At 70.9% G+C, this 11,956-nt stretch carries 10 protein-coding genes and 1 pseudogene; 4 read left to right on the plus strand and 7 right to left on the minus strand.

From position 1 onward, the window contains the following. Positions 1 to 4: 4 nt before the first annotated feature. The 5 genes and pseudogenes from CLV40_RS16770 to CLV40_RS16785 all read right to left on the minus strand — a co-directional run bounded on the left by CLV40_RS16770 (position 5) and on the right by CLV40_RS16785 (position 5,013). Positions 5 to 1,807, minus strand: coding sequence for a hypothetical protein (locus CLV40_RS16770; RefSeq protein WP_104479863.1), 1,803 nt, complete (start codon positions 1,805 to 1,807; stop codon positions 5 to 7). Further along, the gene (locus CLV40_RS40550) at positions 1,804 to 2,055 is read right to left on the minus strand and encodes an ammosamide/lymphostin RiPP family protein (protein WP_104479864.1); all 252 of its coding nucleotides are present in this window, start codon (positions 2,053 to 2,055) and stop codon (positions 1,804 to 1,806) included. Before CLV40_RS40550 ends, CLV40_RS16770 begins: the two co-directional genes overlap by 4 nt. 616 nt (positions 2,056 to 2,671) lie before the next feature. Beyond that, positions 2,672 to 2,899, minus strand: a complete 228-nt coding sequence (locus tag CLV40_RS37275; RefSeq protein WP_146108068.1) for a hypothetical protein — start codon at positions 2,897 to 2,899, stop codon at positions 2,672 to 2,674. A gap of 14 nt (positions 2,900 to 2,913) precedes the next feature. Beyond that, positions 2,914 to 3,310 (minus strand): annotated as a pseudogene (locus tag CLV40_RS16780) (transposase); the annotation flags it as partial. A 107-nt stretch (positions 3,311 to 3,417) separates the two neighbouring features. Continuing rightward, the gene (locus CLV40_RS16785) at positions 3,418 to 5,013 is read right to left on the minus strand and encodes an MFS transporter (protein WP_104479866.1); all 1,596 of its coding nucleotides are present in this window, start codon (positions 5,011 to 5,013) and stop codon (positions 3,418 to 3,420) included. A gap of 121 nt (positions 5,014 to 5,134) precedes the next feature. On the opposite strand from CLV40_RS16785, the gene CLV40_RS16790 reads away from it, so the two are divergent. After that, entirely contained in the window at positions 5,135 to 5,785 is a 651-nt protein-coding gene (locus tag CLV40_RS16790) for a TetR/AcrR family transcriptional regulator (RefSeq protein WP_181043552.1), read from the plus strand. A 157-nt stretch (positions 5,786 to 5,942) separates the two neighbouring features. On the opposite strand, the gene CLV40_RS16795 is transcribed toward CLV40_RS16790, so the two are convergent. Beyond that, positions 5,943 to 6,422 (minus strand): DUF6326 family protein, encoded by a 480-nt coding sequence (locus CLV40_RS16795; protein ID WP_104480002.1) that lies wholly within the window; start codon positions 6,420 to 6,422, stop codon positions 5,943 to 5,945. 163 nt (positions 6,423 to 6,585) lie between these two features. Here CLV40_RS16795 and CLV40_RS16800 point away from each other — a divergent pair, with 163 nt between their 5' ends. Continuing rightward, on the plus strand, positions 6,586 to 7,728 hold the full coding sequence (locus CLV40_RS16800) for a sensor histidine kinase (RefSeq protein WP_104480003.1): 1,143 nt from the start codon (positions 6,586 to 6,588) through the stop codon (positions 7,726 to 7,728). Then, positions 7,725 to 8,381 carry a response regulator gene (locus CLV40_RS16805; RefSeq protein WP_104479868.1) on the plus strand — a complete coding sequence of 219 codons (657 nt, stop codon included), beginning with the start codon at positions 7,725 to 7,727 and terminating at the stop codon, positions 8,379 to 8,381. The genes CLV40_RS16800 and CLV40_RS16805 overlap by 4 nt, the downstream gene beginning before the upstream one ends. A gap of 125 nt (positions 8,382 to 8,506) precedes the next feature. Here CLV40_RS16805 and CLV40_RS16810 read toward each other — a convergent pair whose 3' ends face one another. Continuing rightward, positions 8,507 to 8,776, minus strand: coding sequence for a hypothetical protein (locus CLV40_RS16810; protein ID WP_104479869.1), 270 nt, complete (start codon positions 8,774 to 8,776; stop codon positions 8,507 to 8,509). 229 nt (positions 8,777 to 9,005) lie between these two features. On the opposite strand from CLV40_RS16810, the gene CLV40_RS16815 reads away from it, so the two are divergent. Beyond that, positions 9,006 to 11,870 carry an NB-ARC domain-containing protein gene (locus CLV40_RS16815; RefSeq protein ID WP_104479870.1) on the plus strand — a complete coding sequence of 955 codons (2,865 nt, stop codon included), beginning with the start codon at positions 9,006 to 9,008 and terminating at the stop codon, positions 11,868 to 11,870. The last annotated feature ends 86 nt before the right edge of the window (positions 11,871 to 11,956 follow it).

An 11,956-nucleotide genomic window follows, 5' to 3' on the forward strand; every position in this document is an offset into this window, starting at 1 on the left:
GGGCTCAGTCCTGGAAGTTGATCTGGTCGAACGGCCGGTTGAGCTTGGTGCGCGGGACGGGCAGCAGGTCGAGCACGGCACTGCCCGCGGCGACCGCCCCGGCGAGCGCCGCGGCCCGGTCCGGGTGGGTGGTGCTCAGCGCCGCGGTCTCCGCGACCCCGGTCTCCCGCCCGGTGACCGCGCCGGTGCCCGCCAGGGCGAGCGCGATCCGGTACGGGTCGCCGACCCGCCGCGCGGCGGCCTCGGCCAGCTCGAAGTGCTCGCCCGCGACCGCGGTCGCGCCCTGGCGGGCGTGCCAGGTGCCCAGCTCCAGGCGGACCTCGCACTCGTGGAAGTCGTCGGTGAGGGCGGCGGCACCGGCCAGCGTGTTGTCGAGGTCGGCGAGCGCGCCCGCGGTGTCACCGAGCCGCAGCCGCAGCCCGCCCGCCCGGTACGAGTGGTGCTTGCCGAACCCGGCGTTGGCCGATCCGGTGGCCTGCTTGAACTTCTCCCACGTCGCCAGCGCGGAGTCGGTCTTGTCGGCCTTCTCCTGGAGCACGGAGATGTTGGAGTAGAGGTTGATCCGCAGGTGCGCCGAGCTCGCGTCGGTGAGACCGTCGAGACAGGCCAGTGCCTGCTTCTCGTGCTCGAAGGCGGCGACCAGCCTGCGTTCGGCGAACAGCGTCAGGCCGCGCAGGTTGTGCAGCCAGCCGCGTTCCCGGCGGACGCTGTCCGGCTCGCCGTCGGTGGCCCGCACCGCGGCGAACCCCTGGTCCAGCTCGGCGACGGCCTCGGCGAGGCGGAGCTTGCGCTTGGACAGGGTCAGCGCGGTGTACAGGTGGGACTGGGCGAGCAGCTCGGGCGAGAGCCCGGGGGCGTCGGCCCGCATGGCGCGGAAGTAGCCGAGCGCGGCGTCCTGGTCGCCGCGGAACCCGGCCTGGATGCCGAGCACCTTGAGCAGGAACGCGCGCAGGTCGTCGACCCCGCGCAGCACGACGGTCTCGAACTCGATGGCCTCGGCGAGGCCGTCCGCGGTCCGGGACCGGGCCAGCACCTCCGGGACGGCGGCGTCCGGCAGCCCGCGCAGCAGCCCGACCGCGGCCTTGGCGACGATCGCCATCCCCTCCCAATTGGCGGAGAAGAACGCGCACCTGGCGTAGGCCAGCGCCGCGGCGAGCCGGTCGACCCTGGCGGTGTCGGGGTCGGTCGCCACGAAGTACAGCTCGCCCTCGCGGGACGCGGGCGGGAACGCGGTGTCCGGCAGGCCCGCGAGGTCGAACTCGAGGTCGTCGACCCCGACCGGGACACCCGCCCGGCGCAGGCAGCGGGCCCGCTCGTGCCGGTAGTCGGCGTGCGGCCCGGCCGGGATCCGGATCTTGCGCGGGTCGACCAGACCGAGTCGGGCACCCGGGGTGACACCGGCCCGCTCCACGGCGAGCATGACCCCGCGCAAGGAGGAGAGGTCGGTCCCGCCCGCGCCGCGGAGCAGGACGGGACGGTCGAGCTCGACCGACGCCGCGCACAGCGCCGTCGCCGCGACCGACAGGACGCGGTAGACCTGCTCGCTCTCCCGGTGCAGCCGCCGTTCGGACGCGGCCAGCGCGATGTCGTCCAGCACCGGGGCGTCCGGGCACTCGCCGGGGAACAGCTGGGCCCACTCGGCCCCGTGGCGGGCCGGGAGGTCACCGAAGGTCGCTCCCTCGGCGCGCAGCGCCGACAGCGCGTAGCGCAGGCCGGTGTAGGAGGCGGCCGGGCCGTAGTCGAGGTCGAGTTCGACGGCACCCGACCCGAGGGACACCCCCCGGTCGGGCTGGAGGGAGACGGTCATCGGCGGGGGCCGATCCACGCGAGAGCAAGTGGGGCGATCTTGTTCTCGACCTCGTCGAGGTCGAAGTCGACATCGTCGAGGTCGTCCAAGTCCTCCAGTTCGGCCGCCTCGGCCGCCTCGCTGCCCGCGGGCTCGGCCGCCTGCTCCGGGGCGGTGGCCAGCACACCGAGGTCGGGGCCGGGCGCACCCCCGTCCGGCTGGTCGGCGCTGTGCTCCGGGGCCCCGGGTGAGGTCTGTTGCTCGGACATGACGGCTCCCGTCCGTGTCGGCGAAATACAAGAAGTCCACAAAGGCGCGCAGGCAATGGGGTGCAGTTGGAGAAATACAACTAATCGATGATGGGCATCCAGAAGCTCCCCTGGGTGCAGCATATGGAGCCACCTCTCGGGCCGTCAAGCAAACTGCCGCTCGGCAACCGCGAATGCCTGGGTGAGGAACTGCTCCCGAACGGCGTTATCTTTGGCCGATGTGATCGGCTGCCCGAAAGGGAACCAACATTGCCCGCATCGACCGATGATTCTCTGGTATTACGGCCATTTCATCCGGACACTCGCGCCTATTTCCGCCCAAAGTCGATCATCGGCTCAGCGGATTCCGGCGGACAGACCAAGCCGCGATCGGCCGAACCGAGTAGCGCGCCACTTGAGGCGAATCAAGCACAATCGGAACGAGCGAGCCAGGGTCGAACGTCCCGAAACGGCCCGTTGTGTGCTGGGAACCGGGTCGTGCGGCGCGCGAATCGGTCAATTGCCAGCGGTGTCAACGGCCGTGCGAAGCGGCCCTGTACGCAGGTCGACGAATTAAGCGATCGACGAATTAAGCTGCCTTGATTAAAAGGCTGGGATGTACCGAGTCGGCGGATCGTCAGAAGATTTCCATGCGCAGCCGATGGTAGACAAAAAGAAACAACGCCCTGTTTTGCCCCGTATAGCCGGTCTCATGTGGTGCGGTTGTCGAGCAGGCGGGCGCGAGCGCGATGTGGCGGTGCGGTGAAGTCGAAATGATTATCGCGGCGCCGCCCCCGGCGTACGCGCAGGTGGAAACAACGCCGGTGTGGATCGCGACGCCCGCTCGATCAATCCGCTCGACCAATCAGCGGCGGAATGGGATGCGTTCTTGGTCCGGGCGATCGGACCCGGAGCGGTCGGCGAGCCCCTGTTCCGCCCGGATCGCCGCGGCGGCGACCACGGCCGCCGACCAGTCCAGCAGCTCCCGCTCACCGAGCCGGTCGAGCACCGCGTGCTGGATCCGCTTCCACAACCCCGCCTTGGTCCACGCGGCGAACCGGCGGTGCGCGGTCGGCACGCTGACCCCGAACCGCGTCGGCAACTCCCGCCACCCGCACCCGCTGGTCAGCACGTACACGACGGCCGTGAACACCACCCGGTCGTTCAACCCCGCCGTCCCCCCACCCTGGGGGCGCGCGGCGAACCCCGGGACCAACGGCTCGACCAACTCCCACAACGCGTCCGGCACCAACCGCGCCGACAAGGCATCGACCACGACACCGATCACCCCCAACCAGGATCAGCCACACGAGACGGGGGCCGGGCGGCCACACCCCGCCACGGCCCCACGCCACTTACACGGCCCCAGAGTGCGGGCGGTTGTCACCAACCTCCCGGACTTGCCGCCGCCTCGGCCCGTTCTGCCGCCCTGTTGGGCAGCCAGAGCGCGGTGAGCACGGAGGTCACGAGCATCACCCCGGCCCCGACCAGCGCGGCCACCGAGATGCCCGAGAGGAACGCCGCCCGCGCCGCGGCCATGAGCGGTTCGCCCGCGGCGCCCATCTCCGCCGCGGTGAGCGCGGCCAGCGGCAGCGACTGGGCGGCGGTCTCGGCCACCGCGGGGGCCACCACCGTGGTCGCGGCCAGCTCGTTCCCGAACACCGCGGCCATGATGCTGCCCAGCAGCGCGACACCGAGTCCGGCGCCGAGCTCGAACGAGGTCTCCTGGATGGCCGCGGCCCCGCCCGCGCGGGCGGGCGGGGCGCTGGTCATGATCGCCTGGGACCCGGAGGTGACCGCGACGCTGGCGCCGAACCCGACCCCGATGAAGCCGACCACGATCGCCCCGTCGACCACCCAGCCCGGCACGTCGGCGCCGATCAGCGAGAGCACGGCCAACGACACCGCGATCACCCCGAAGCAGCCGCTCAGGGTCAGGCGGGTGCCCCAGTTCCGCACCATCTTCTCGGTCAGCGGCGCGGCGACGAGGCTGGCCACGGCCATCGGCAGCAGCCACAGACCGGTCTGCAGCGTGGTGAACCCGCGCAGGATCTGGAAGTACTGCGCCAGGAAGAACAGCAGCCCGAAGAACCCGAAGAACGACAGCAGCACGGCCAGGGTCGCCGCGGTGAACCTGGGCGCGCGGAACAGCGAGAGGTCGAGCAGCGGGTGCGCCAGCTTGCCCTGCCGCCGGACGAAGACCCAGGCGAGGACCAGCCCGAGCGCCAGCGCGGGCACCGCGGTCGGCGCGCCGATCCCGTGCCCGGCGAGTTCCTTGATGCCGAAGACGACGCCGAGCACCGCGCCCATCGAGAGCACCACGCTGATCGGGTCGAAGCGCCCCGGCGACGGGTCCCGGGACTCCGGGACGTACCGCGCCGAGAGGAGCAGCGCGACGACGACCACCGGGAGCCCGACCAGGAACACCGAGCCCCACCAGAACACCCGCAGCATCGCGCCCGCGACGATCGGCCCGATCACCGAGCCGACCGCGGCCGTGGCCGACCACAGCCCGATCGCGACGCCGCGCTCCCGCGGGTCGGTGAACACCGTGCGGATGATCGACAGCGTGGCGGGCATGATCATCGCCCCGCCGACGGCCCGCAGCACCCGGGCCGCGATGAGCACCGCGACCGAGCCCGCGAACGCGGCGACCAGCGACGCGACGCCGAACAGGGCCAGACCGAGCAGGAAGAACCGCTTGCGCCCGAAGCGGTCGGCACCGGTGCCCGCGGTCACCAGCAACCCGGCGACGACGAGCGAGTAGCTGTCGACGATCCACAGCAACCCGGTCGCGCCGGGGCGCAGCGACTCGGCGATCGCGGGCAGCGCCACGTTGAGGATCGTGTTGTCCATCGCCGCGAGCAGCAGACCGCTGCACATCAACGCCAGCACCAGCCAGCGGCGGTCGGTCGCCGGTCGGGTCGCGGTCCCGCTGACCGGGTCGGCCGCGGGGGGTGGAACAGGTGCTTCGGTCATGAACCAAACCTCGCCGAGAGTCGGGATGCCGTTACGGTACGAACGACTGTATCGAAATACGGTTGGACCGTACCGTACGGCGGGTTGGCTCGGGAGGGTGCGCCGTCCTAGACTCGTTCGGATGAGCTCGGGCACGACAGCACCAGGTCCGGCGGCGGGCAGTGCCTACCCGCTGCGCAGGCGCGCGGGTGGCAAGCGGCGCGACGAGGTGCTCGACCACGTGATCGCCGTGATCGCCGACCGGGGGTACGACCGGACCAGGTTCACCGACGTGGCCAAGGTGTCCAAGGTCGCGGTGAGCACCCTGCAGTTCCACTTCGGTTCGCACGAGGACATGCTCATCGAGGCGCTGCACCGGTCCACCGAGCGCGAGGTCAGCGCGATGGAGGCCGTGGTCGGCCCGGACGACCCGCCCTGGCGGACCCTGACCGCCCTGGTCGACCGCGCCCTGGACCCGGAAGCCCGGGTCACCGGCCGCATGCTGCTCGAGTTCTGGCACGCCTGCGCCAGGGACCCGGAGCTGCGCGACGTCGGCGCGGTCCTGTGCGACCGCTACCGCCAGCCGTTCGTGGCCGCCATCCGCGCAGGCATCGATCGCGGCGACTTCACCACCGACAGCGACCCCGTAGACCTCGTCACGGTCCTCAACGGCATCCTCGAAGGCCTCATCATCCCCCGCGTCCTGGACCACGACTACTACGACCCGCCGAAGGTCCGCGCGATCGTCCTGCGCGCGCTGGCAGCCCTGCTCGGGGTACCGCCCACCACCTGACACCCCGCCTGCCCCGGGGTGGTGATGCTGAATGTCCACTGTCGACGCACTGTCGCGCGCCCGCTGTGGGGCGACGATCAAGGGACCACAGTGGACACTCTGGCGGCTGGCGTTGGAGTCCGCCAGATGGCCTTGCTCGACCGGGCTTCCCGGCAGTTCACGCTCGCTGCTGAGCGCGAACGGTTCCACGGTCCGGGCTCGTCGACGCCGTGGTGCGGGGCCAGGTCCAGGCGCATCGCACGATGTAGCCGAGCAGGAGCACCTCCAGGGTGACGCCGAGGCCGTAGAAGTACGTCCAGGACTCGCCTACCAGGTTGAACGCGGCGTAGGGGACCTGTACCGAGGCGACGATGAGGTTCGTGACGCGGTTGGCCCGGGTGGGGAGGGTCATCGACAGCACGATCATGAAGATCGGGATCGCCATGAGCGCGACGAAGGTGGTCAACAACGTCTGGCTGACGGCGAACTCCCAGACGACGCCGACCTGGATGTCGGCGATGACGCCGGGTTTGAAGAAGGCGATGATGTCCACGTAGGCGTACAGGAACATGAAGCTCGTCCACGCCGCGGCGAGTTTGGCCCGCACCGGGATCCGCGGGTCTTCCAGGGTGGTCGTGGTGGGGTGGCGTGTGCTCATCGCGGGCTCCGTTGTCGTGGTGCGGATCGGTGGGTCAACGATCGCCGAGCCCGGCGGCGGGCACATCGGCGTCGAGGTCGGACCCTCCTCATCCGTGGGGAGGAAGCGGCGTCTCGTTCTTTCGGTCGGTCCCCGACGCGCCGGTGGTCTCTAGGCTGTGTGGGTGACCGCCAACGCCCTGAGTTCGCTGTGGACCGAGCCCCGCGCCGTGGACGCTCCCGGGCGGGTGTCGCGCGACTGGCTGCTGGTCGGGGTGTCGATCGTGGCGGCGCTGCTCGAAGGGGTCCTCCGCGACGACATCGCCTGGCGGCCGGTGGCGACGGCCGTGGCGGTCGGACTCGCGCCGGTGCTGCTGTGGCGGCGTACCCACCCGTTGGCCTGCGTCGTGGTGGCCTTCGGCACGGCGATGGCGTTGGGACTGGCGAGCCTGCTGGGCGGGGCGCCCACCGTGGGCCTCGACACGATGACCTACATCCTGGTGCTCGTCTACGCGCTGGTCCGCTGGGGCTCGGGGCGCGAGATCGTGATCGGGCTGGCGGTGGTGGCGGTGGCCGCGGTCATCGGTTCCGCCGCCGACCACATCGGGCCGCCCGACGCCATCGGCGGAATCGCCGTCCTGGCGTCGGCGGCGGCGGGTGGGGCGGCGTTGCGCTACCGCGCCGAGAGTTGGCGCCGGGCGTTGGCGCAGAGCCGCGGCCAGGAGCGGGTCGGCCTCGCGCGCGAACTGCACGACATCGTCGCCCACCACGTCTCGGCGATCGCCGTGCAGGCGCAGGCGGGCCGGGCGATGGCCGGGCAGCGACCCGCGGCGGCGCTCGACGCGTTGGCGGCCATCGAGGGGGAAGCGTCGCGGACGCTCGCGGAGATGCGGGCGATGGTCCGGGTGTTGCGGGACGGCGCGCCCGCGCAGTACGGCACCCGGGCAGGCGTCGCCGACCTGGTGTCCCTCGCCCGCCGCGCCCCGATCCCGGTCATCGACGTGGAGTTGCCCGCTGACCTGGACGAACTTCCACCCCAGGTCGACGCGGCGGTCTACCGGCTGGGGCAAGAGGCGCTGACCAACGCCCTGCGCCACGCCCGCGACGCCTCGCGTGTGGAGATCCGGGTGGTGGAGGACGCGGGAAGGCTGCGACTACGCGTGACCGACGACGGACGGATCGACCCGGCACGGTCGGTGGACCACGGCTTCGGGCTGCTGGGCATGACCGAGCGCGTGCAGCTGCTCGGCGGCACGCTGCGCGCCGGGCCCGCGCCCGACGGCGGGTGGGCGGTCGACGCCGAACTGCCGACGGGGGTCCGCCGATGACGGTGCGCGTGCTGGTGGCCGACGACCAGGACCTGGTGCGCACCGGCCTGTCGATGATCCTCGACGCGCAGCCCGACATCGAGGTCGTCGGCCAAGCCGCCGACGGCCACGCCGCCGTCGACTTGGCGCACCGGCTCCGCCCCGACGTGTGCCTGGTCGACATCCAGATGCCCGGGCTCGACGGCATCGAGGTCACCAGGCTCCTCGCGGGCCGGGGCGTCCCGGACCCGATCGCGGTGGTGGTGATCACGACGTTCGACCTCGACGAGTACGTCCACGGCGCGCTCCGGGCAGGCGCCCGGGGCTTCCTGCTCAAGGACGCCGGGCAGGCGCTGCTCGTCCAGGCCGTGCACGCCGCCGCCGTCGGCGACGCCCTGATCGCCCCCAACGTCACCCGGCGGCTGCTGGCCACCCTCGCGGGCAGGGACCCGTCGAGCCGACGGATCCAACCGACCGAGCCGCTCACCGACCGCGAGGAGGAGGTCCTGACGCTGGTCGCCCGCGGCCGCACGAACGCCGAGATCGCCGCCGAGCTGTACATCGGCTTGACGACCGCCAAGACCCACGTCGCCAGCCTGCTGAGCAAACTCGGCGCCCGGAACAGGGTCGAGATCGCGATGTGGGCGTACGACACCGGCCGGGCGGGGGACTGAGCGGAGGGTTCCCGCCCGGGTGGCGGCGGTCCGCGCTCGGTGGACCAGTCGACGCACCTGACGTCGGTTGGCCGGTGGCGCCGCTCAAGCGCCGATGCCCTGTGGCACCAGTGCTTTCGCTGCGGCTATCGCGCGTTTCGTTGAAGCAGTGCGGTTCCGGTCCCGGTGAGCAGGACCGGGGCGTGGGTGTCGTGGTGGTCGCCGGACTCGATGACCGCCACACCACGGCGGAGCAGAGCGCGGACGACCTCCGTCTGCCTGCACGTGAGTTCCACGCCCGCTCGGCGGAACCCGAGTCGGTTGTGGAACACGACAGACTCGTCCGCTATGTCGACCAGGGCCGCCAGCAGCGCACCCTCGGTGGACTCCTGGTAGCACGCGGTGCTCATCGTCATACCCAGATCCTCGAACGGCCGCGCGCACCCCGCTCGGTCAGCACCCACTCGGCTCCCGCTTCGCACCCGACCCGCACCCAATTCGCTGTCCGTACTGCGATTCCGCCGATTCCGCTCCTGGTCGGCGGTGAACGCGAACGGTTCTCGCGCGGCGGGGAGCCCGGCGCCGAGTCGGCCGCCGACGTGGCGACGGTGCTCGCCGCGCGCCTGTCCCGGTTACCATGATCGGATGGCGGACCAGCCCGATGTCGTCAACCTGGCCTTCGGTGCCCGGTCGGTCATCCAGATCGGCCACGTCGGCACACGTCCGAGGTTGGTGTGGTCGGAGGACGTCGCCGATGTCGTCGAACGTTCCGATGTCGGTGGCCGGTTGCTCGGCGCGGTGGCGGAGTCGGGCGTTGTCGTGTTGTCCGGCCCCGGCGGAGTCGGCAAGACCACCTTGGCCCGCTGGGCTTGTGCGCGTCTCGCCGAGGAGTTCCCCGACGGCGTCCACTGGTTCCGGCTGAGTTCCACCACCACGCGCGCCGACTTGGTCGAACTCCTCCGTGACCTGGTGACCCTGCTGGTCGGCAACACCCACCTCACCACCCTCGACGGCGCCATGGCCGCGTTTGCCACCGCCCTCGGCGACCGGCGGATGCTCCTGGTCATCGACGGCGTTTGGCGTCGATCGGACCTTGAACCGTTTCTCTCCGGCGGCCGCAACTGCGTTCGGCTGGTGACCACCCGGTTGACCGGAGTCATTCGCGGGGTCGAACTGCCCGTTGGGCCGATGACCGTTCCCGAAGCGGTGAACCTGTTGTGCCGTGACTTCCCGGACACCGGCGAACCCCGCGCCCTGGTCGACCGAGTCGGCCGCTGGCCACTCGCGTTGTCCATGCTCAACGGCGCCCTCCTCAGCGCCGCGCGCCGCCGAGCGCCGTTGGACCGCGTAGTCCACGACCTCGACTCCGCTTTGGCCCGCGACGGTGTCGCCTTCCTCGACGCCTTGGGAGACCGGGGGACCGGCATCGCCGCCACGTTGCGCCTGAGCCTGGATGAGTTGGTCGCCACGTCCCCGCACGGCGTGGATTCCCTCCACCGCTACCTCAGCCTCGCCGCGTTCCCCGCCCGCGTTCCCGTTCCACCGGAGCTACTGGAACTCCTGTGGGGCCTGGACCCTGTCACCGCAGCGTCCGAATGCGACAGGTTCAACCGCCACTCCCTCCTCGCCGACACCCATCTCCACGACGTTGTCCATGACTACCTGCGTCGCGCCCACTCCGCCGAGGTCCGCACGGCCAGCCGACGCCTCCTCGACGCCACCCGTCCGGCCGACGGCTGGCACAACGCCTCGACCGTCCTACGCGGACAACTGGTTCACCATCTGCTCGCCGCAGGGTTGACCGCGGAACTCGCCGACCTGTGCACCGACCTGCGCTACCTCGCTCGTCGCATCGCCGAGGACGGCCCCCACGCAGCCGAGGCGGATGTCGCCGCCTGTCCCGACCGCGACGAGGACCTGCTGGCGTTCTTGCGTTCCCACGGCCATCTCCTGGACTCCGACCCCGCCCTCACCCTGTACGCGCACCTCTTCGACCGGGCCGTGCTGTACCACGTGGACGAAGCGTTGCCCGTGTGGTCGCTGCGACCACACGAATCCCCGCTCGTCCGCAGGGATCCGGTGGCGCGGACCCTCGCGGGGCACCGAGGGCAGGTCTCCTCGGTCGAGTGGCGGGACGTGATCAGCGCGGTCGGCGGGGACGACGGAAAGTTCCGCACCTGGGATCCCCACACCGGTCGCCCGCTCTCGGTAACGCCGGTATCCGAGAACTGGGTTCTGCGGGCCGCGCTCAGCCCGGACAACCGGCTGCTCGCTCAGGTCGTCCACATCGAGAACAGCCTTGACTGCCTACGGGTGGAGGTGGTCGACCTCGGGGACGGTTCGGTGACCCACGTGGCCACTCTCCGCTGGATCGATCCCGGCATCATGGCGGGCACGGACGTGCGGTGGCGGCCCGACTCGGATGTCCTGGCGGTCGCGGGCGGCGGCGAACTCCGGCTGTGGCGACCGGGACGTGGGGTGGCCCGGGTCGTGGACGGCATGTTCCGCTCGGCGAGTTGGGGACCACGCGGCCAACTCGCGGGCATCACCTATTACAAAGAGCTTGCCATATGGCGGGATCCCACCACTGAGATCGAGCCGCACTACATCAATCTGCCGCATGCCGACGAGGATGGGCCCGCCGTGGTGGCATGGAGTCCGGATGGTGGAAGGCTCGCCTGTGCGTCGACCTACAAGGTGGTGGTCATCGACCTCCAGGACAGGAAGCTCAACCATGCCTGGGGAACGGCCGTCTGGTACGCGGGTCCGGTCGCTGCCATCGCCTGGCGGCCGGACAGCAAGGTGTTCGGTGTGGCCATCAATACCTCCGCTTGTGGGGGAGCGGTGCTGATCTGGGACGCGACGACGCTCGACTGCGTCGCGGTCAACGGTGCCCGCGGTGCCGCGGTCCTCGACCTCGCCTGGTCGCCGGATGGCACGGCCCTGGCGTTCGCGGCGTCGGACTCGGCGGTCCGCGTAGAAGCGGAACCCCTGCGAAGCGCACACTACGTGCCGTTCTTTGACTTCTTCGGGCTGGATAAGGAAATCAATGACGGTATGGCCGCAGCCGCCCCGGAACTGGTGAGTCACCACCAAGATAGATTCGTCATCGCCACGACCCCGGACGGTCACACCGTCGAGGTTGACGAGAGCGGCCGGTACCACTACGTCATGAACAGCACCCAGGCCTGTAGTGACTTCGGTATCGCGCGCAACGCCGCCGTTCGCGTCTTCGGCGAATCCGACATCGTCCTGCGGTTGCGCGCCGGTGACACCGTCCTGCGCGAGGTCACCGTGCGCAAACCACGTCGTCTCGCCCTGAACCCCAACCGAACCGTACTGGTCACCACTACGGAGGACGGCCGCATCGCCGCTTACGACACCCGTTCCCTGACACCGCTGTGTTCGTTGCGGATCGATGACGAGGTGCTCGCTTGCTGGTTCGACGCCGACCTGGTCGTGCGCGGCTTCGCGGACAAGTACCGGTTCCGGGTGCCGGAAGAGCAGTGATCGCGGCCTGGTCGAGGCGCGGCTCGGTCTTGGCGACGCAGGCGGAACGCGGCGGCGGACAGGGACACGGCCAGGTGGGACCACCG

Source organism: Actinokineospora auranticolor, assembly GCF_002934265.1.
GTDB lineage: Bacteria > Actinomycetota > Actinomycetes > Mycobacteriales > Pseudonocardiaceae > Actinokineospora > Actinokineospora auranticolor.